Raw genomic sequence first — 20,807 nt, forward strand, 5'->3', positions numbered from 1 at the left:
GTTTGGAACACGTTTGTTATGCCCCAATAAATTAACTTCTGTTCCGCCCTACTAAAAAGTCTTAAATGGCACAAAAAAACGCTTCAAAGCGTTTTTTTGTTTGCTCATATATTAAAATCTTGAAGAAAAGGATTATTTTGGCGCTCATAGCCTATGCTACTTTTGGGACCATGCCCACAAATAAAACAAACATCATCGCCTAAGGGTAAAACTTTTTCTCGAAGAGATTGCATCAATTTTTCATAGGAACAGAAGGGGAAGTCCGTACGTCCAATAGAACCACGAAAAAGAACATCACCCAAGAGGGCTAAGCGCTCTTTTTCATTGAAATAAATAACATGACCAGGGGAATGTCCTGGGGTGTGAAAAACCTTAAACACATGTCCAGCAAAATGAACACACTCACCATCTTCTAACCATTTGTCAGGAATACAGATGCAAGCATCAGTGATGCCATAATTTTTTGCGCTTTCGCTCACAGCATCCATCACAGGCTTATCATCGCGATGTGAACCGATAATTTTTACATTAAGCGCTTCTTTCGCTTGCATTGCTGCTCCTACATGATCAAAATGACCATGTGTTATCCAAATAGCCTCAACGATAACGCCATTCTTTTCGATTACGTCTTGAATCCGCGGCCAATCACCACCAGGATCAACGAGAACCCCCGTTTTACATTCACTATCAAAAAGCAAAGTGCAATTTTGTTGGAATGTCGTAACGGGAATAATATGTATATTAAGACTACCCATAATATCCTTTTCAAAAGTAACTTTTTTAAATTTATAAATAAAACTTTCTCTCCTTTAAGGTAAAGGTGCTGCTCGACAGCTTTATACAACTTATGTAAACTTGCATTTTGTGTAAACTAAATTTTTATCAAGGTTTTTTTAAGAATGACCAATCACGTTCAAGTTTTGTGTGACGATGCCCCTCACCTTCTTGTGATTGATGACGATACTCGTATTCGCAATCTTTTATTTCAGTTTCTCATTAAAAATGGATTTCGTGTTTCAGTTTCAGCCAATGCGAATGAAGCAAGACGACTGTTGGCAAGTTTAGATTTTGATCTTCTTATTGTTGATGTCATGATGCCTAGCGAAAACGGTATTGATCTCACTCATTCACTCCGCCAAACAAAAGATGTTCCTATCTTGATGCTAACAGCTTTATCAGAAATAGACAATCGTATCCGTGGATTAGAAGCAGGGGCCGATGATTATCTGTCTAAGCCGTTTGACCCTCGTGAACTTCTCCTTCGCATCAACGCCATTTTACGACGTGGTTTTCCTCTTAGCCAACCTAAAATTGAGCAAATCGTTTTTGGTCCTTATATATTTTCAATTTCACGACGCGAACTCAAAAAAGGAGGAGAAATTATTAAATTAACAGATAAAGAACAAGAAATGATGGTCATGTTTGCCGAAAATGCAGGCGATACAATTCCGCGCCATAAATTCGCGACAGATGACAGCAATATAAGTGAACGTGCCATTGATGTGCAGATCAACCGCCTTCGTCGTAAGATCGAAACAAAACCAGCACTGCCTATATGGCTCCAAACCGTGCGAGGAATAGGGTATAAACTCTCTATTGAATAGGCACAAGAATGATCAAACCTTTAAGATTTTTTCTTCGATGGTTAACGAAAAAAATGCCTAAACGGCTTTATGCTCGCTCTTTAATCATTATTATCGCTCCCATGGTGCTTCTGCAAACGGTCATTGCTTATGTCTTTATGGAACGCCATTGGCAAATGGTAACCGAGCGTCTTTCAACGGCTGTCGTGCATGATATTTCAGCCATTATTGATATTCTTGAAACATATCCCCAACAAGATAACTATGAAGATATCAAGCGTATTGCACAACAACGTATGGGATTAAATATTTCTATTCTATCTCCTACCTCCTTACCCCCTCCAGGACCTAAGCCATTTTTTGCAATTCTTGACTATTTTTTAAGTGAAGAAATCACCCGCCAAATTAACCGTCCCTTCTGGATTGATACCGTAGGAGATTCTGATCTTGTTGAAATCCGTATCCACCTTGGTCACAACATCTTACGCGTCTTTGCTCCACGCAGCCAAGCCTATGCTTCCAATACTGCTATTTTTTTAAGCTGGATGGTAGGAACAGCTCTTGTTTTATTGCTGATAGCAATTTACTTTTTGCGCAATCAAATCAAACCGATTCAACAATTGGCTGAAGCAGCAGAAAGCTTTGGACGCGGTCGTCCTTTACCAAAAGGATTTCAACCACAAGGAGCTGATGAAGTCCGTCGTGCAGGCATCGCTTTTTTACGCATGCGTGAACGTATTGAACGCCAAATTGAACAACGTACCATGATGCTCTCAGGAGTAAGTCATGATTTAAGAACCATTCTTACACGCTTTAAACTTCAGCTGGCATTAGTAAATACTGACTTTGATATTAAACCGCTTGAGCAAGATGTAAGTGACATGCAAAATATGTTAGAAGATTATCTTGCTTTTGCTCGTGGTGAAGGAAGTGAAAGTGTCAAGACTTTTGATTTAAATGCTCTTATGCAAAAATTCTCCACCGATGCTCGTCTTCACAAACGTCAATTTTCTTACACCATTGAAGGTCCTACAGAAATACAAGTACGTCCCCGTGCTTTCACACGCTTAGTCAGCAATCTTGTAACAAATGCATTTTGTTACGGCACGACTGTTAAACTAACCGCTAACTCTCAACAAGAATCTTTTATATTGATAATCGATGATAATGGACCTGGAATTCATGAAGATATGCGCACAGAAGTTTTTAAGCCATTCTTTCGACTTGATAAAGCGCGAAATCAAGATGCAAGTGGAACAGGACTTGGTCTTTCTATTGCTCAAGACATAGCACGCAGCCATGGTGGCAATATACAATTAGATGAGAGCCCACTCGGGGGAGTGCGCGCTATTCTTGATGTCCCCCTATGAGCAATATTTCCGCAAACCGTCTGTAAAAATAACAGACTGTATATTTTAGGCATTCCCTACAGTTTCAAACAAAGTGTACTGTAGTGCCTTGTAAGCACTTTCTCCCGACAAAGCAACCATCTGAAATGCAACATAATGGCTTTCACAGGCTTTAAGTGCATGTATCAACAATGTTTCAACCTGTATATGAGATGGATGCATCCCACCAGCCAAAAGAAGACCTTGTCGATAAATGACTGAATTATTCCTTTGCCAGTAATCAAAATGTCCCAACAACAACTTTTCATTAATTGCTAGCAATAAGCGCTGTATTTCAGCTGTTCGAGCATTTTTAATAGAGAGATCAAACGAACAAGCTAAATGAAGTGCTTCATGCTCTTCCATCCATGAAAAAGCAAGACGATAGTTTGCGCGTTTTCCTTCCACACAAACGCTAATTTCATCTTGTGCATCCCGCTCAAACGACCAATCATATTCACAGGCAATCTGTTCGATAAAGTCAACAGGGTGCTCTTTTCTTTCTGTGGCGCAAAATGCAAGCCTCATCACAATCCTCAATCATCTTAAAACATTGTCAACAGAATATAAACCGTCTAAACTGTAACAATATTTTGCTACAATCAGAACCTTTACACCAAACAAATACACATAAAAACATCGACAGTACACAAACACCCAGAACACAATCGCGCTGTTTAGGGCAACCTGATAGTCATAAAACGAATCATCAAGTCTTTTCAGTGTATTGATACAATTTCATAGCGCCAGCCCCCCTGATTCAAAAAAATGTATTTTACCCCAAAAAAAATCAAAAATAAACAAATGCTCCGCTCTAACAGACTCAAGATTAAGCATTTTTTAGTTTCACGCATCACATTGAAAAATTGGGGATATTTTTTGAAGATTCTTTTTTTAAGAAACTATTTTACTTTTTTGTGTCTGCGTTTTTTTTTAATCACCTTTCTTTAAATCATCAAGGCGCCTTTTCAAATCAGCATTATCAGCATGGATTTTCAGCACCATCTCCTTAAAAGTCTCAAACTCTTCGCGAGAAACAAGATCAAGTTTGTTTGCTATCTTTTCAGCCTGCACACGAAAAGCTGTTCCAGCTTCACGTCGTATGCCTTGCGCAACGTCAGCAGCATCCGTTGCTAATTTTGCTAATTCATCAAGAATACGATTTGATCCATTACGCATAACATTTTTCCTTAAATTTTAATTATTGACGCACGCATTATAGCGTATTCTCATAACATTTAGATACTGTAATTTGTTCCTTTTACTCTATATTTTACATACTATGTAGACTTTTCATAACGATTTTGTTTAAGATTTTTTAATATTCCTTTATCACCATATTTTTTTACCGCGATAAACCAGTGGAAATCTATCCCCCTTTCTGACTAGCCTCCCTACTGACTTGACCATTGCGCATTCATCTGTCATTTCTGACCATCAGAGTCACTTCATATTCATCTCGTATAATGTAAGATGCTTAATTCATGAACAATCTTTCTTGTCCAGCCATTGCTTTTCCGTCTTTTCTTGATCCTGTCATTATCCAGCTAGGTCCCATAGCACTTCATTGGTATGGACTTGGTTACGTGGTGGGTATTCTTTTTGCTTGGTGGTATGCGCAAAAATTATTAAAAAAAACATCTCTGTGGTATAGAGACCACCCTCCTATGGATAAAGAAAAGATCGGAGATTTTGTTGTCTGGTCTGCTATAAGTGTTGTTGTCGGAGGGCGTTTAGGACAAGTTCTTGTATGGGATCCCATTTACTATTTTAACCATCCAAGTGCTATCATTGCTGTATGGGATGGGGGAATGTCCTTTCATGGCGGACTTATTGGCATTATCATTGCTATGATCTGGTTTGCCCGTAAAAATCATATTAACATACGAGCCATGTTTGATATCATTGCTGCAGGTGCTCCTATTGGCATCGGCATTGTACGAATTTGCAACTTCATTAACCAAGAGTTATGGGGCAATATTACTACACATCCTTGGGCTGTTTGTTTTCCTCTCGATCCTCACTATCTACCGCGCCATCCAAGCCAACTTTACGAAGCTTTCATGGAAGGATTTCTTCTCTTCATCATCCTGTGTTTTCTTATTTTTGGGTTCAACGCATTAAAACGTCCAGGTACTGTATCAGGAACATTTATTATAGGCTACGCAATAGCACGCAGCATTTCTGAAGTTTACCGTGCACCTCAAGAAGATCCAGAATGGTTTTCGACTCTTTTCCATTCTACTGGTTTTACCTATGGCATGGCTTTATCTCTTCCCATGCTTCTTTTAGGGGGGTATCTTCTTCTCCACGCCTTTAAATATAAATCGACAGCAAATGGCCAATCTAAAAGAAAAAATTAAAGAAATTATTGCCCTTAATGGACCAATCACTGTTAGCCAATATATGACGTTGGCACTTACCGACCCTCAATTTGGTTATTATCAAACACAAACACCTTTTGGACGTGCTGGTGATTTCATTACAGCACCCGAAATAAGCCAATTATTTGGAGAGATGATTGGGATTTGGACTCTCGCAAGCTGGAACGCTCATGGTTGTCCTCACCCTTTTATCCTCGCTGAAATAGGTCCAGGACGTGGAACTCTCATGGATGATGTTTTGCGTACCATTCAAAAATTATCTACGACAGCATTTAATGCCGCTGAAGTTTTTCTCCTTGAAATAAGTGAAAAACTCGCAAAAGAACAAAAAAAGCGCCTTTGCTCTTATCAAAAACAAATCCATAGCATTGAAAATTTTAATCAAATTCCTTCAAAACCTCTCTTCCTCATTGCTAATGAATTTCTCGATACAATCCCTATCAACCAATATATTAAAGTCAATGGAGAATGGAAAGAGCGCTGCATTACAGTCAATCAAAATGGAGATTTCATCTTTATTGCTGCCCCGCATAAACTTCCCTCTTCTTGTCTACAAACCTATTGTTCTAAAGTGCCTGACGGAACAATTTTTGAACATACCCCTTTACGGCATCAATTCATGCAACAAATCAGCCACCATTTAGTGCAAGTGACAGGTTCTGCTTTACTTATCGACTATGGTGCTTGTGAGCTTGCCTTTGGCGATACCTTGCAAGCACTCTCAAAACATAGATTTCGTGATGTTTTTGATGCCCCTGGTGAACATGATTTAACATCCCATGTTGATTTTTCTTTTTTAAAAAACATAGCTCTTGAACAGGGCTGTTTTGCTGAAATCTTAGAGCAAGGAGAATTTCTTTTTAAAATGGGGCTACTGGAGCGCGCAAACCAGCTTGGAGTTGGCAAAAGTGCTCCTTTGCAAGACAAAATCCGCCAAGACATCGAACGGCTCGCTGGTCCAGATCAGATGGGAAAATTATTTAAAGTTTTACATTTCAGTGATAAAAACATCTCCATACCTCCTCAATTTTGATGATCGGCGCTTTTGTCAATAAGCACATCAGTATCTGAAATATTCATTGACAAATATGAACATCTCCATCCTCATTTCAAATAATCTCCATAAGGAACTTTTATGAAATCTATCCCTCATCCCATTCTTGCAAAAAATCTTTCTACTTTACACACCCATGGGATAAAACATGGATTTTTTACACGTCAAGGTGGTGTTTCAAAAAATCTTTATCATAGTCTTAATGTTGGGAAAGGTTCAAATGATCAGCTTGAATATATTGTACAGAATCGTCTTTTGATCGCCAATTATTTTTCTATTGAGGCGCAAAATTTAGTCACAGTCAATCAAATACACTCCTGTAACGTTGTCGTAGCTCATCAAGCAACTATCGGTGCACCTCCTCAAGCTGATGCTCTGGTTACGACCACTCCAGAACTCGTTATTGGGGTTCTTACAGCAGATTGCGGACCCATTCTGTTTGCTGATCCACAAGCTGGAGTCATCGCTGCAACTCATGCTGGCTGGCGTGGAAGCTTAAATGGAATTATCGAGAAAACAATTGCTGTTATGGAAACACAAGGAGCCAAAAGACAATCAATAACAGCAGTCCTTGGACCTTGTATTGGCCCTTATCACTACGAAGTAACAAATGAATTTTACGACCAATTTATTGATTACCACAGCAAATACCAAAAATATTTTTTAAAAACAGACAAAATAAATCGCTTTTATTTTAATCTATGGGCATTTATTATAAACCAACTCAAAGAAGCAGGCGTTAATGCTTCTTGTGTAGAGCTTTGTACCTATCAAGATGAACAGCGTTTTTTCTCCTATCGCCGTGCAATACACCGCAACGAACCCGATTACGGACGGCAAATTTCTGCTATTATGCTGAAAAACAAAAGATGAGCCCCTTTTATACTTGAGAACAATACCAAAACTGCAAAACTAAACTTTTTACCCAAATGTAAAAATAAATCCCATTGGACTTTGCTTTTTTCACGAAATTATCTACCAGCACATAAAATATGATAGCCTTCGCTGTGATCATTTTCAATGTTTGGTTATAATAATTGAAGGCAAGATGATACTTCTTTTTATTACTCCCCTTCATTCATCTTAAATATGAAACATTCCCCATATTGAAAGCATTTTTATAAAGTAATAACCAAAAAGATTAATCAATATGTATTTCTTTGCCGCATGGAGAAAAAACTTTGCTCTAAAAGTAACAAACTTTTGGAAAAAGAGAAAACATACTGCATAGCTCTTTAATAATAATCGATAAAATTGTAAGGCTTTTGTAATTGTTCTCTTGCAATTTAATAAAAAAAAATTAAAAACCGTGTCGCATTCCACCATGATAATTCAGAGGTTCTACTATGAAACTTTTCTGCGGAAATTCTAATCCACGCCTAGCTGAAGATGTTGCAAATTATTTGAACATCCCCTTAGGCAAAGCAACTGTAAAGCGCTTTGCTGATCAAGAAATTTTCGTAGAACTGCATGAAAATGTACGTGGCCAAGATGTTTTTGTTTTGCAATCTACATCCTATCCCGCAAATGATCATTTGATGGAATTGCTCATCATGATTGATGCCCTTCGTCGTTCTTCTGCACGTCGTATTACAGCTGTTATCCCCTATTTTGGCTATGCCCGCCAAGATAGAAAACCAGGACCGCGGACTCCTATTTCTGCAAAACTTGTTGCCAACCTAATTACGGAAGCAGGGGCCCATCGTGTTTTAACATTGGACCTTCATGCAGGACAAATTCAAGGTTTTTTTGATATCCCTACAGATAATCTCTATGCTGTTCCTGTCATTTCTCGCGATGTCAAAGTACATTATTCTCTTGAAAATGTTATCGTTGTTTCACCTGATGTGGGTGGTGTGGTTCGCGCGCGCGCGCTCGCCAAGCGCTTGAACAGTTTGCTCGCTATTGTGGATAAACGTCGCGAAAGCCCCGGTGAATCAGAAGTTATGAATATCATTGGAGATGTATCGGGAAAAGATTGCCTTCTGCTTGATGATATTGTTGATTCAGGTGGAACTTTATGCAATGCAGCAAGTGCTCTGCTTAAACATGGTGCCAATAGTGTCACGGCTTATATCACGCACGGTGTTCTTTCTGGTAATGCAATCGAACGAATTGCCAATTCAGAGATGAAAGAATTGGTTATTACAGATTCAATTATGCCAACACAAGCTATTGAGAAAACCCATAATATTCGTGTTTTGCCCATTGCCGACCTTATTGGAGAAGCAATAGCAAGGACAGCAGCAGAACAATCAGTTTCCAGCTTATTTGGTTAAAGTGGTTCCTTGGGGTCTCCCGGTGCTGTTTCAACACCAAGATCAGGAAATGCAACAATACGTTGACCACTAAAATGCGTGTGAATAACAATAAGTCCACGCTCTTCAAAGTAGGTTAAAAGTCGGCGTGCACGGCTTAAAGAATGAGTTCCATAAAGACGTGCTAAAAATGCGTCAGATGGACATGGCTTTCCCCCTAATGCGGCCTGTGCCACATTCAAGAAGACTCCTTGAACATCTTCTTCCAAACTTTCTGATATCTGCAAAATATGTTTCCAATGTTCACTGACAGCCGTTTGTTCATCAACAAAAGCCTGAGCAATAGCCAATTTACGCCGAAATTGTGAAAGATTAAAAGGAACCTTTGACATACCATGGATACGGCAACGAACTGAAAAATCTTGATAAAGCACCGCTGTTGAACGATAAAAAGCCTCAGAATCCTCAAGAATTTCCCGAATAATATGTTCTGCTTGGCCGTCACGCTCAACATCAGAAAGTTCAGGAAATAAACTCAGATTTTCTTCCAACAGCTCTTGTTTTTTATGCACTACCTCCTCTAACATCTCGTGCATTGATTTTTCCCTCATCGGCTCTCGTGTTTGTTTAAATAGCGTTAAAATTTCCTCTGGTGAAGCAGTAAAAACGAGCTCTTGCACATCATCCCGCTCTGTTGGAAGTGGCATTAATTTAGGACTAGAAGAGCGTGCCAAAGTTTCAACAGAACCGATAATGATTGGTAAGGGACGTCGTGATAAAGCAGGGCCTAAAGCTATAAAATTTCCCCGTTCAAGATCTCTAAACATTTCCGCTTGGCGACGCTCCATTCCCAAAAGATCAGCAGCGCGCACCATATCAATATCTAAAAAAGTCCGCCCTATTAAAAAGTTTGAAGCTTCAGCAGCAACATTTTTGGCAAGCTTAGCCAAACGTTGTGTCGCAATAACACCAGCAAGACCACGTTTACGTCCTCGACACATAAGATTGGTCATAGCGCTCAAAGAAATTTTACGCGCTTCATCAGAAACTTCTCCTGCTGCAGTTGGAGCAAACAATTGCGCTTCATCGACAACGACAAGCATAGGATACCAATAATCACGTTCCACATCAAAAAGTGCCCCAAGGAAAGCCCCTACAGCACGCATCTGTTGTTCAGTATCCAAGCCTTCAAGATTAAATACCACTGAAACTCGATGTTGTCGAATGCGATGGGCAATACGATTCAACTCTAATTCACTACGTTGAGCCTCTACAATAACATGACCAAATTTATCTGCCAAAGTTACAAAATCGCCTTCTGGATCAATTACACAATGCTGCACCCACTTAGCACTTTGCTCCAAAAGACGGCGTAAAAGATGTGATTTCCCTGAACCGGAATTACCTTGTACAAGAAGACGTGTCGCCAATAATTCTTCTAAGTCAAGAAGTGCTGGCATCGATTTATGCAAAGCACGATTCTCTGACATCTCACCCAAGGCAATCTCAACCTTCATAACATCTCCAGTGTTTGATTTTGAACATATCAGTGCCAGCACATATTGGTTGATTCTCCATCCACACCGCAATTTGTAACATTTCCTCCTTTTTAACGGTAGAAATCATCGATTTTTCCCACAACTCTTGCATCTATGAATAGTTTGAACTATAGAACAAACTTCTGCGTAGACACCCTTGGAGGCAACGTAGAATGGAGTGATCGCTGTTGGTTAGCGCATATCTTCATATCCATGCAAAAACTATTACTGTTTTTGAAGGATCTCCAATCATGTAAAAAGGACTTAAATTATGAGTAAAAGCTACACTCTTAAGGCCGAAAAACGCGAGCGGGTTGGTAAGGGGTCCTCCCGTGAACTTCGCCGCAACGGTCTTATTCCTGCTGTCATTTATGGTGAAAAACAACCACCCTTGGCAATAACAGTTCCCTATAAAGAAATTTTCTACAAAATTCATGCCGGTGGCTTTCGTACCACCATTGCAACGATTATTCTTGACAAGCAAAAAATTATGGTTTTGCCAAAAGATTATCAATTAGATCCCGTGCGTGACTTTCCCCTCCATGTAGACTTTTTACGCATTTCAGCAAAATCCGTTGTAGAAGTGAATATTCCTGTCCACTTCCTCAATGAAGATACGGCACCTGGACTTAAAAAGGGTGGTGTCCTCAATATTGTTCGGCACGAAATTGAATGTACAGCTCCAGCAAGTGCTATTCCTGAAGCTATTGAAATTGATCTCTCCAGCTACTCTATTGGTGATTCTATTCACATTTCAGCAGTGCAACTGCCAAAAGATGTGACTCCCATCATCCAAGATCGAGACTTTACCATTGCAACCATTGCAGCTCCTGCTGGCATGGATGTCAGCGATGAAACTTCTGAACAAGAAAATGATGAAGAAAACACGGAAACTTCATAAAACTCAAAAGGCGGGAATTTTTTCCGCCTTAATTTATGAGACATTACCCTTACTCATACTTTGACTGAAAATACACATGTGGCTTATTGCTGGTCTTGGCAATCCTGGTTTACAATATCAAAATAACCGCCATAATATCGGTTTTATGGCTGTTGATGCCATTTTTCAGTCCTTCTCTTTTTCTCCATGGTCAAAGAAGTTTCAAGCAGAAATCTCCAATGGTTTCATAAGTAATGAGAAGATTTTTCTTATAAAACCACAAACTTTCATGAATCTTTCTGGTCAAGCTATTGGCGAAGCTTTGCGATTTTATAAATTAGATTTGAAGAATTTGATCATCATTTATGATGAGTTAGACCTGTCACCGGGAAAAGTTCGTATAAAAATTGGTGGAGGAAATAATGGGCATAATGGCATTAAGTCTATTGATGCCCATTGTGGTACTGACTATTGTCGTATACGCATAGGAATTGGTCATCCTGGAAGCAAAGAACTTGTTCATCAGCATGTTCTGGGAAATTTCACCAAATCTGATCAAGAATGGTTATCCCCTCTCTTAGAGGCAATTGCAAAAAATATCGCTCTCCTTATAAAAGATGAAAAATCCCTCTTTATGAATGAAGTTTCACAAACGATAAAAAACAATCAAAACCATTGGCTTGAGTGTCCCAGTCGCGTGAAGAATATGGATAAGAACTCTTAAAAAAAATCCTCTTATAAACTTTCTCAAAGGAAAAATCTGTTGGCAACGTGAGAAGCTAGAAAATAGAATCAGAATACAAGCTTGTATGCACTTTTGAAAAAGAAAGGCTTATTTTCTCTTTTAAGAAAAAGAGAAGATTGAACAGAAAACCAAAATACTTAAACAGCTCTCTCCAATCTTCTCCCCAAAATTAAAAAAATTCATTTGGCTGAATGGTCGACTGTAGCGGATCATAGCCATTTGATTGTTGACTATAAACTGTAGGAATACTCCTATTGTTTTGCAATACCACAACACGCGAACCAACGGGAACACGATCATAAAGATCGATAATATCTTGATTAAGCAAACGAATGCACCCACTTGAAATAGCACGCCCAATTGACCACGATTCGTGTGAACCATGAATACGGAAAAGTGTATCTTTCCCATTTTTGAACAAATAAAGTGCCCGCGCACCTAATGGATTATCGGGTCCTGGTGGCATTCCTTTCCCAAGATGTCCATAACGTTCTGGTTCTCGAGCCATCATAGCTGCAGTAGGAGCCCAATTTGGCCACCGACGCTTGCGCTGTATAACCCCCTCACCTTCAAATGCTAAACCTTCCTTACCGACCCCAATCCCATAACGCAAAGCTTTTCCATTTTCACCAATAAGGTAAAGAAAACACTCTTGCGTATCTACAACCAATGTTCCAGGTGGATAAGATGTATAATAAATCACTTCTTGTCGCCAATATTTTGGATCAATTGTCGCAAGATCAACAGCAGGTAACGAATAAGTCTCATTCGTTACAGGACCATACAAAGCCTGTATTTCTGGTGGAATGTATCGAACTTGTTGAAAAGAAACCGATGACATATCTGACTGATGTGTAGCACATCCAGCCAAAGCCAAAAGTGCTGCAATTAAAAAGGCACAACGAGATAACACTCTTCTATTTTCTCCGATTAATTATTTATGCAGATTTGCATACCATGAAAAACTTAGCACAATATTAACATTAATTCGAAGTTTTCTTATCCTTGAAACTAAGGAGAGAATTAAGATAAGAAGAACTAAGGTAAAAAAAGCAGATACCTGCTACTTTATACTTTTTTCTCACTTATCGCAAGGCAAGGACTATAACTCTATATGAAAATATGCTATAAAAAAGAAGCTTTATCTTGACTATAAAATCAAACGAAAAGAAAGACTCTCATGGGCTTTAAATGCGGTATTGTCGGATTACCTAATGTTGGGAAATCAACTCTTTTTAATGCATTAACAAAAACAGCCACTGCACAGGCTGCCAATTATCCTTTCTGTACCATTGAACCCAATACCGGTGAAGTTGCTGTTCCAGATTTACGAATGGAAAAAATTGCATCAATCGCTGGTTCAAAAGAAATGATTCCTACACGCATTAACTTCGTCGATATTGCGGGGCTTGTGCGAGGAGCTTCAAAAGGCGAAGGTTTAGGAAACAAATTTTTAGCCAATATTCGCGAAGTCGATGCCATTGTCCACGTTTTACGCTGTTTTCAAAATGAAGATATTACCCATGTAGAGGGACGTATTGATCCTGTTAGTGATGCAACAACGGTTGAAACCGAACTCATGCTTGCGGATCTTGAAAGTCTTGAGAGACGAATCATACAAATTCGTAAACGAGCAACCGGAAAAGACAAAGAAGCTCTCACAATTTTGCCTATTATGGAAAAAGCATTAAACATACTGCAACAGGGAAACCCTGTCCGGTTATTGCTCAAAGATATCTCTTCCGATGAACACCACATTCTTAAAAGCTTGAATCTTTTAACCTCCAAGCCTGTACTTTATGTTTGTAATGTAAGCGAAAATGACGCCGCTCATGGAAATAGCTTTACCCAAACAGTTGAAAAAATGGCAACAAAGCAAAATGCGCAAAGCATTATCATTTCTGCTTCTATCGAAGCGGAAATCACACAACTGAGTGATGCTGAAGCATCAGAATATCTCAATGCTTTAGGACTCTTTGAACCGAGTCTCAATCGCCTCATTCGCGCTGGTTACCATTTACTTGATCTCATTACTTACTTCACCTGTGGGCCTAAGGAAACACGAGCATGGACAATTACGCGTGGTACAAAAGCTCCCCAAGCAGCTGGCGTTATTCACTCAGATTTTGAGCGCGGTTTCATTCGTGCTCAAACCATCAGCTACAATGACTATATTACTCTGGGTGGAGAAAGCGGTGCAAAAGAAGCAGGAAAAGCCCGCGATGAAGGAAAAGAATACATTGTGCAAGATGGCGATATCATGTTATTTAAACATAATACTTAAATCTTCACTCTGTCTTAATAGTTTATCTTGAAAACTTTGGTAATAGCTCCCTGGAATCTTGTCGCAAAAGCTCTCAAGAGTTTTTAGAACAAAAAGACTGTTGCTAGCATATGATTATGATAGCAACAGTTTTATCCATTAAAGAATGAAAATATAAAATTAGCGTGTCCAACGCCCTTCGTATTTAAATGTTGGAGCGTCCTTTAAAGAATCTTTTGTCGCATTTGTAATGAGTTTCCATTTACCATAATCATTTGTCATCTGGATTGTTTCTGGAGAAACGACCACATAACTCTCGCCTATGCCAAGAAAACCACCAACAGCAATAACAAATCCTGCAATATTATTTTCACGTAAAATAATATCTTTTACTTCACCAATATTTTCATCTTCTATATTATATACATTGGCGCCTATAAGACTGGAAGCTACAAAATCCGTTGCTAAAGGTGTCACATAACGCACAGACTTATCTATCCCCACCTGTACAATACCCGTCGAAGAGATCATTTCAGGTTTTGAAGGCACTTCAAAAGACTGAGCATAAGTACTAGAAACCATCAAAATTGACATAAGAGTAGTACATGCAATTTTTTTCATTTTAACATCTCCATTTTTACTTTGCTTTTACTTTATAAAACCTCAATGCATCATAAAAAGATTTGTTCCTTATGCTCTTTATACTCTATACTCTTTCGAGTCTTGTCGCTTTACCCTTTTCTCTTTATTTCGTCTTTTATTTCTTTCTCTAACTCTTTTTCTAAACCACACCAAATACGATTTTTTAAAATATAAACAAGCCCTGCAAAAATGATTAAAAATAAAATAACACGAAAACCGGTTTTTTTACGAATTTCCATATGAGGATCGGCAGCCCACATCAAAAAAGCAGAAACATCGCGCGCATAATGTTCAATGATTTCTGGAGTTCCATCTTCATAAGCAACCATACCATCACTCAAAGGAGGAGCCATCGTTAAAGAATTACCGGCAATAAAATAAGGATTATACCAATAACCATTCGCAATTTTTATCTCCTTCGGTGCCTTCTGATATCCTGTTAAAAGAGCTGTAATATAATCTGGACCAGCTGTATCATAATGAGTTAATACATCAGTAATTAAAGCAGGAAACGGCAAAGATACCCCACGTGCACGTGCCATCAATGACAAATCTGGAGGATAAGCACTATTCAAAATAAATCTTTCTTCTTCTTCATGTGAAAAGGGAGAAGGAAAATAATCCGTTGCAACCCCAGCACGTTTAAAAAATTTTCCTTCTCGATTAGGGCCATCGCGCACTTCATATTGCCCCGCCAAAGCTTTAATCTGTTCTTGATCATACCCTAGAGCTTTTAAATTGCGAAAAGCCACATATTTTAGCCCATGGCAGCTGGAACAAACTTGTTTATAAACCTTTAATCCGCGCCTCAATTGCGCCTTATCATAAAGCCCAAATGGACCTGAAAAACTCCATTCTTGTTTTTTAGGAACTTGTAAAGGAAAAGAAATAAATCCCTCTTCCTGATCAGAGTCATCACTCGCTAAACTCTGAGCAGAAAAGCTCATAGCAACAATAAAAATCAGTCCGACAAAAACATTTACCATAGTCTCTTTTTCTGTTTTAAATCTTGCATAATTGAAGAAGGAAGAGAACAATTTTTTTCAAACGCTGGCAAAATCGGCAAAATAACAAAAAAAAATATAAAATAATAAACAGTAGCCAATTGTGTCCATAAAAGAATTTTATCACTTATTTCTCTTGACCCCAACCAACCAAGAAAAACGACATCAATAACCAACGCCCAAAAGAAAATTTTATAAACAGGTCGATATCTTGCTGAACATATTTTAGAACGGTCTAACCATGGCACAAAAATTAAAATGCAAATCGAACTGACGAATAAAACAAAGCCAACAAAGTTTGAAGAGAAAATACCAATATCAAAGGTTATAGCACGAAGCATCGCATAAAAAGGCAAAAAATACCATTCTGGAACCACACGAAGAGGTACCTTTAAAGGATCTGCCACACTATAATTTTCAGCCTGCCCCATATAATCGGGCATATAAAACAAAAACCAGGCAAAGAAGATCAGAAAAACAGTAATAGCAAAAATATCTTTGATAAGCGCATAAGGCGAAAATGGAACTGTTTCCTTATCTGATTGTATAGCAAGACCCGTTGGATTACCTTGCCCAACACAATGGATTGCCCAAATATGCAGCCACACAAAAAGAAGCAAAATAAATGATAAAACATAATGGAAAACATAAAAACGATTCAACGTTGGTTGTCCTACGACATAACCACCCAGAAGTGTCTCATGCAACCATGTCCCCACCAAAGGTATCGTTTTAAAAAGCCCTGCAATCACTGAAGCCGCTGAAATAGACATCATCCCCCAAACAAGCACATAACCAAAAAATGCTATTGCCATCATGATGATATAAATAAAAATACCTGTAACCCATACCATTTCTCGCATGTTTTTATAAGAACCATAATAAAGTCCACGTGCCAAATGGATATAAACAGCAATAAAAAAAAACGAAGAGCCTACACAATGCCATGGACGAAAAAGCCAACCAAACTGCCCTTCACGCCGAAATCGTTCACTAGTTTCAAAAGCCAAATGAATATCTGGAACATAATGCATAGCCAAGACAATACCAGTCAAGAGCTGTGATAAAAGCATAATGGTCAAAATACCGCCAAATGTGTAAAAGTAATTAAGATTACGCGGAACAGGAAAAGTCACAAATGTATTATAAAAAAAACGAGGAAGAGGAAAACGCTTATCAAACCAACGAGCAAGAGCATTTTTAGGACAATAAGGAGGAAACCTTGTCATAACCTTATCCTATTTTGAGCAAAGTGTCAGAAAGAAATTGGTAAGGTGGAATAACCAAATTATAGTTAGCTGGTCCTGACCGCACTCTTCCAGCGGTATCATAAACAGACCCATGACAGGGACACAACCATCCTCCAAATTTACCCGATTGCCCAAGTGTTACACAGCCTAGATGCGTACAAAGATTAATAACAATCAGCCAATTTTCACGTCCTTTACCTGCTGAACGCGCAAAATCTGTTGCTTCTTTTTCACCTTCAAGATTAGGATTGCGCGCTTGACGATCTTTTAGAAGTCTCAATTCAGTAGCGCGCGCATCAGCAATTTCTTTTGCCGTACGATTTCGAATAACAACAGGCTGTCCTCGCCACTTTACCGTTACCGACATCCCCTCTTCAATACCAGAAAGATCAACCTCAACAGAGGAAGATGCCAAAACAGCTTCATCTGGACGCAACTGACGGATAAAAGGCCACGCAACCGCTCCCATTCCAACTGCTCCTGCAACAGCTGTTACCAAAAACAGAAAATCCCGCCTCGTTTGCTCACCCATGGACTTAACTTAAAGAGACACTTTGCTAAAACATTCTTTTACCATACCCTCTCCCATTGTACAATGCTTGATCATTCAGTTACCTCAACCATGAAAACATCCCCGTAAAAAACTCCTGCCATTTGTATGGTTTATACAAAAACTGTTTTATAATGATAATTCATCGTTTTACAGAGTGAATGAAATCCTGAAACACCGTAAGTTTCTTTCATTTCAAACCTATTCATATTAATCAATCAAAATTACTCCCCCACCCGTGAAAATCAGAGATAGCATGTAAATAAACACTTCTAAAGAAAGAAACATTGTCTTGTTATGACCATATCTCAGTAAATAAGTTGAGCTTATCGGTTATTTCTTTAACACATTTACAGCATCTCTCCCTTCCTCAATTCCAACTGGTTGCATGAGTATTTTTTTCGCTTCTGTTTTTGCATAAAAAGCATATTTTGTTGATTTTAATTAAAATGGATGATCTAACCTCATTAAATACCCCACTTTTCAACATAATGAGCCAATCCATTTCATGGATCGCTCAATAAAAGGAAGTCTCTAATAGGGAGCTTCTCTCTTATCCCAAACAGACCTGTATACATAACTTTTTCCCTGAAATTTAAAGGGAATAAAAATTAACCGTAAAAACATGTATTTCTCAAAGCATATTTTTCGAATAAATTGTGGTGCTTCTTTACAAAGTCGAAAGAAAAATCATATTACAGAGAACATGACACTTCATATAGCTCTTTTCCAACCTGATATTGCTGGTAATACTGGAACGATTTTACGTCTTAGCGCTTGCTTTGGTTTACATGTGCACATTATTGAACCTGCAGGCTTTAATCTGTCGGATCGTAATCTCAAACGCGCAGGATTGGATTATCTCGAATATGCTTCCTTAGAACGACACATTGATTGGCAACATTTTATAAGCTCCATGAAACACTTAAACCGCCGCCTGTTGCTTTTAAGTACAAAAGCAAAAACATGCTATACGCAGATATGCTATCAAAGAAATGATGTTTTACTTTTTGGTCGTGAAACAGCTGGCGTTCCCGATTATGTTCATGAAGCGGCCGATTACACATTGAAAATTCCCATGCAACCACAGGCACGCTCTCTAAATCTCGCCATGAGCGTAGCCATAACAACAGGAGAAGCATTACGCCAAATTGGTTATCATGAAAGAACCTGTAATCTATAAAAACACAACAATTCCACTAAAATTTTTAATAGAACGATAAAAATACATAAAATATAGTTTTAAATAATTAAAAAATATTTTTTATAGCGTATAATAAGTAATTAAAAGCGCATACGTTTCAATAATACTTTTGGAATAACTTACAGAATTCCTGTAAAAAAACATAAATTATTACGAAAAACAATATACAATATATAAAAAACAGTTAGAGCGTATAATGCCTATCATTTTCCAACAATTAAGTGCTGATAAAATAAACATTTCTTAGTGCCCATCATATCCATTTCATATCACCACCTATAAATGATTAAATACTCCTCCTAGTAAAAATTCATTAGACATCCCCCTCTTCATGCTCATACAAAGTGCAAACCGCTATCACTATTCTCTTTATTCGTTCTCATTTTCGAGAATCCTTATCTTTGAGATGGTTCATAAGAGACATTTTCCTCTCTGTAATCATTTTTCCTCACTTGTGACGTCTAAGGCAATAATTTTGATTGATGTAATATGAACAGATTTGAAATAACCTTACAATATTTGGAGCTCTTGTTTCACATGAAAAATTACTATTATAAATTAATATGTTGACTTAAAAAATATAAACAACAGTGGGTTTGTAAACAGATATATTATAAATCAATTTTTTCTAATAGTGCATGACGATCCATTAAAAATCCGTTTTCAACCCATATCATTTCTAGCTCTTTAAGCTTTTTTCCTAAAAGTACACCTTTCGTAAAACCTTTCTTTATTAAATCGTTACCATTAATAGGAAAAGTTGGAATCTGCCATTTTTTGGCAAGTTGATGAAGCTTGACATAACCCTCTGCTTTTTGCAAAGCATCACTTTTTTCCAGATGATCAAGATGTGATGCAGCGACAGACAACGATAATTGATCTAAAACTGGCTGTCGTCCATGAAAATAAATCAGTTTTTGCACAAAATGATCAGAACAGTTTTGGTTTATTATTTCTAACTCTGCCCATTCTTTTAATCGCGTTCTTTCTTTATGGGAAAAATGCAAGCGCTGTGCCATTTCATGAAGACGTATGGGGTCAGGAGGAAGAAGGCTTTCTAGCCGTAATAATGGATCAACTTTCCAACCAAGAGTCTGTTCTGTCTTCACCAATGCGTGAATTGCATCAATGCCCCATCGTTCTGTTTCAGGAAAAATGAGTGCCAAAACTCTGCTTTGTCGCATCCATAAAAGAGCACGCGTTGGATCAAACGCCGCAAGAAGCTTTTTCATTTCTGCCCAAATACGTTCAGAAGAAAGTTTTTTTAAACCGTGTTTTAAACGAACACATGCCTTCAATCCTTGCACATCAGGTCGCCCTGCTCCATACCACGCAAAAAAGCGAAAAAACCGTAAAATACGCAAATAATCTTCGCAAATACGATCTTCTGCAACCCCAATAAAACGAACTGTTCGGCTAGCAATATCACTCAAACCTCCCACATCATCATAAAGGTTTCCAGCAGCATCACAATAAAGTGCATTTATCGTAAAATCCCGCCGTTCAGCATCTTTTTTCCAATCACGACCAAATGCCACTTTTGCATGACGACCATCTGTTTCAATATCGCAGCGAAGCGTTGTAACCTCATAAGAACATGAATGAGCAATTACTGTTATTGTACCAAAAGCAATCCCTGTAGGAATAGCTTTAAATCCTGCTTCTTCTACACGTGCAATAACCTGTTGCGGCAAACAGGTTGTTGCAATATCAATATCACTAATAGGCTGCCCTAGCAGTTGATTGCGCACTGCTCCCCCTACAATACGCGCCTCTTCCCCCTCCTCAGACAAAACACGAAGAAGTGTTTGAATATCACTTTGTTGTAACCACGCAACCTGTTTGAAGTTCTGTCTTATATTCACCCTTTAACCTTTCAAAAAAGTTGTCTTCACTGCTTTAAAGAACTCTCTTCATAAAACAAAATTTTTAAGACATCCCTTATAAAGCACGTCTATTCTTCCAAAGAAACTTTTCTCTTCTATACGAATATGAAAAAAAACGGCATATGATACTTCATTTCTTCTCATTTTCTGTTACAAACAATAAGATATCCATTATCAT

General features: G+C 38.3%; 20 protein-coding genes. 10 read left to right on the forward strand and 10 right to left on the reverse strand.

Annotation, left to right across the window (positions count from 1 at the left end):
• Positions 1-104 precede the first annotated feature (104 nt).
• Positions 105-755 (reverse strand): MBL fold metallo-hydrolase, encoded by a 651-nt coding sequence (locus ACFILU_RS03220; RefSeq protein ID WP_375674729.1) that lies wholly within the window; start codon positions 753-755, stop codon positions 105-107.
• Between the two features lie 144 nt (positions 756-899).
• Here ACFILU_RS03220 and ACFILU_RS03225 point away from each other — a divergent pair, with 144 nt between their 5' ends.
• Positions 900-1,604: a response regulator gene (locus tag ACFILU_RS03225; RefSeq protein WP_375674731.1), complete on the forward strand. Its 705-nt coding sequence runs from the start codon at positions 900-902 to the stop codon at positions 1,602-1,604.
• Positions 1,605-1,612: 8 nt separating this feature from the next.
• Positions 1,613-2,953, forward strand: a complete 1,341-nt coding sequence (locus ACFILU_RS03230; protein ID WP_273791227.1) for an ATP-binding protein — start codon at positions 1,613-1,615, stop codon at positions 2,951-2,953.
• A 45-nt stretch (positions 2,954-2,998) separates the two neighbouring features.
• On the opposite strand, the gene ACFILU_RS03235 is transcribed toward ACFILU_RS03230, so the two are convergent.
• On the reverse strand, positions 2,999-3,499 hold the full coding sequence (locus ACFILU_RS03235) for a YbjN domain-containing protein (RefSeq protein WP_273724125.1): 501 nt from the start codon (positions 3,497-3,499) through the stop codon (positions 2,999-3,001).
• A 405-nt stretch (positions 3,500-3,904) separates the two neighbouring features.
• Positions 3,905-4,150 (reverse strand): accessory factor UbiK family protein, encoded by a 246-nt coding sequence (locus tag ACFILU_RS03240; protein ID WP_375630830.1) that lies wholly within the window; start codon positions 4,148-4,150, stop codon positions 3,905-3,907.
• A gap of 305 nt (positions 4,151-4,455) precedes the next feature.
• Between ACFILU_RS03240 and lgt the strand changes: the two genes are divergently transcribed.
• The 4 genes from lgt to ACFILU_RS03260 all read left to right on the forward strand — a co-directional run bounded on the left by lgt (position 4,456) and on the right by ACFILU_RS03260 (position 8,688).
• Positions 4,456-5,334, forward strand: a complete 879-nt coding sequence (gene lgt, locus ACFILU_RS03245) for a prolipoprotein diacylglyceryl transferase (protein ID WP_375674733.1) — start codon at positions 4,456-4,458, stop codon at positions 5,332-5,334.
• Positions 5,309-6,388, forward strand: a complete 1,080-nt coding sequence (locus ACFILU_RS03250) for a class I SAM-dependent methyltransferase (protein WP_375674735.1) — start codon at positions 5,309-5,311, stop codon at positions 6,386-6,388. Before lgt ends, ACFILU_RS03250 begins: the two co-directional genes overlap by 26 nt.
• Positions 6,389-6,490: 102 nt before the next feature.
• Positions 6,491-7,282, forward strand: coding sequence for a peptidoglycan editing factor PgeF (pgeF, locus tag ACFILU_RS03255; RefSeq protein ID WP_375620697.1), 792 nt, complete (start codon positions 6,491-6,493; stop codon positions 7,280-7,282).
• 473 nt (positions 7,283-7,755) lie between these two features.
• Positions 7,756-8,688, forward strand: coding sequence for a ribose-phosphate pyrophosphokinase (locus ACFILU_RS03260; protein WP_273791232.1), 933 nt, complete (start codon positions 7,756-7,758; stop codon positions 8,686-8,688).
• Here ACFILU_RS03260 and ACFILU_RS03265 read toward each other — a convergent pair.
• Entirely contained in the window at positions 8,685-10,184 is a 1,500-nt protein-coding gene (locus ACFILU_RS03265; RefSeq protein WP_375674737.1) for a helicase HerA domain-containing protein, read from the reverse strand. The two genes, ACFILU_RS03260 and ACFILU_RS03265, sit on opposite strands and share 4 nt — an antisense overlap.
• A gap of 292 nt (positions 10,185-10,476) precedes the next feature.
• Between ACFILU_RS03265 and ACFILU_RS03270 the strand changes: the two genes are divergently transcribed.
• A complete protein-coding gene (locus tag ACFILU_RS03270; protein ID WP_273791234.1) occupies positions 10,477-11,106 on the forward strand; it encodes a 50S ribosomal protein L25/general stress protein Ctc in 630 nt (209 codons plus the stop codon).
• Between the two features lie 76 nt (positions 11,107-11,182).
• Positions 11,183-11,809 (forward strand): aminoacyl-tRNA hydrolase, encoded by a 627-nt coding sequence (pth, locus tag ACFILU_RS03275; RefSeq protein WP_375674739.1) that lies wholly within the window; start codon positions 11,183-11,185, stop codon positions 11,807-11,809.
• Positions 11,810-11,999: 190 nt separating this feature from the next.
• Here pth and ACFILU_RS03280 read toward each other — a convergent pair whose 3' ends face one another.
• Positions 12,000-12,743: a L,D-transpeptidase gene (locus ACFILU_RS03280; RefSeq protein WP_375663210.1), complete on the reverse strand. Its 744-nt coding sequence runs from the start codon at positions 12,741-12,743 to the stop codon at positions 12,000-12,002.
• A 267-nt stretch (positions 12,744-13,010) separates the two neighbouring features.
• Here ACFILU_RS03280 and ychF point away from each other — a divergent pair, with 267 nt between their 5' ends.
• The gene (ychF, locus tag ACFILU_RS03285) at positions 13,011-14,114 is read left to right on the forward strand and encodes a redox-regulated ATPase YchF (protein WP_375674741.1); all 1,104 of its coding nucleotides are present in this window, start codon (positions 13,011-13,013) and stop codon (positions 14,112-14,114) included.
• Between the two features lie 159 nt (positions 14,115-14,273).
• Here the strand turns inward: ychF and ACFILU_RS03290 are convergent, their stop codons facing one another.
• From ACFILU_RS03290 to petA, 4 genes are all read right to left on the reverse strand, one after another.
• Positions 14,274-14,714 (reverse strand): PRC-barrel domain-containing protein, encoded by a 441-nt coding sequence (locus ACFILU_RS03290; RefSeq protein ID WP_273791238.1) that lies wholly within the window; start codon positions 14,712-14,714, stop codon positions 14,274-14,276.
• A gap of 110 nt (positions 14,715-14,824) precedes the next feature.
• Entirely contained in the window at positions 14,825-15,721 is an 897-nt protein-coding gene (locus ACFILU_RS03295) for a cytochrome c1 (RefSeq protein WP_273791239.1), read from the reverse strand.
• A complete protein-coding gene (locus tag ACFILU_RS03300; protein WP_375674742.1) occupies positions 15,715-16,968 on the reverse strand; it encodes a cytochrome bc complex cytochrome b subunit in 1,254 nt (417 codons plus the stop codon). The genes ACFILU_RS03295 and ACFILU_RS03300 overlap by 7 nt, the downstream gene beginning before the upstream one ends.
• A gap of 4 nt (positions 16,969-16,972) precedes the next feature.
• Positions 16,973-17,521: a ubiquinol-cytochrome c reductase iron-sulfur subunit gene (gene petA / locus ACFILU_RS03305; protein WP_375630845.1), complete on the reverse strand. Its 549-nt coding sequence runs from the start codon at positions 17,519-17,521 to the stop codon at positions 16,973-16,975.
• A gap of 724 nt (positions 17,522-18,245) precedes the next feature.
• Here petA and ACFILU_RS03310 point away from each other — a divergent pair.
• Positions 18,246-18,722 carry a tRNA (cytidine(34)-2'-O)-methyltransferase gene (locus tag ACFILU_RS03310; RefSeq protein ID WP_273791242.1) on the forward strand — a complete coding sequence of 159 codons (477 nt, stop codon included), beginning with the start codon at positions 18,246-18,248 and terminating at the stop codon, positions 18,720-18,722.
• 632 nt (positions 18,723-19,354) lie between these two features.
• Here the strand turns inward: ACFILU_RS03310 and ACFILU_RS03315 are convergent.
• Complete coding sequence (locus ACFILU_RS03315) at positions 19,355-20,608, reverse strand: CCA tRNA nucleotidyltransferase (protein ID WP_273791243.1); 1,254 nt, start codon at positions 20,606-20,608, stop codon at positions 19,355-19,357.
• Positions 20,609-20,807: the final 199 nt, after the last annotated feature.

Origin of the sequence: Bartonella sp. CL100XZDX (assembly GCF_042195375.1) — a bacterium.
GTDB lineage: Bacteria > Pseudomonadota > Alphaproteobacteria > Rhizobiales > Rhizobiaceae > Bartonella.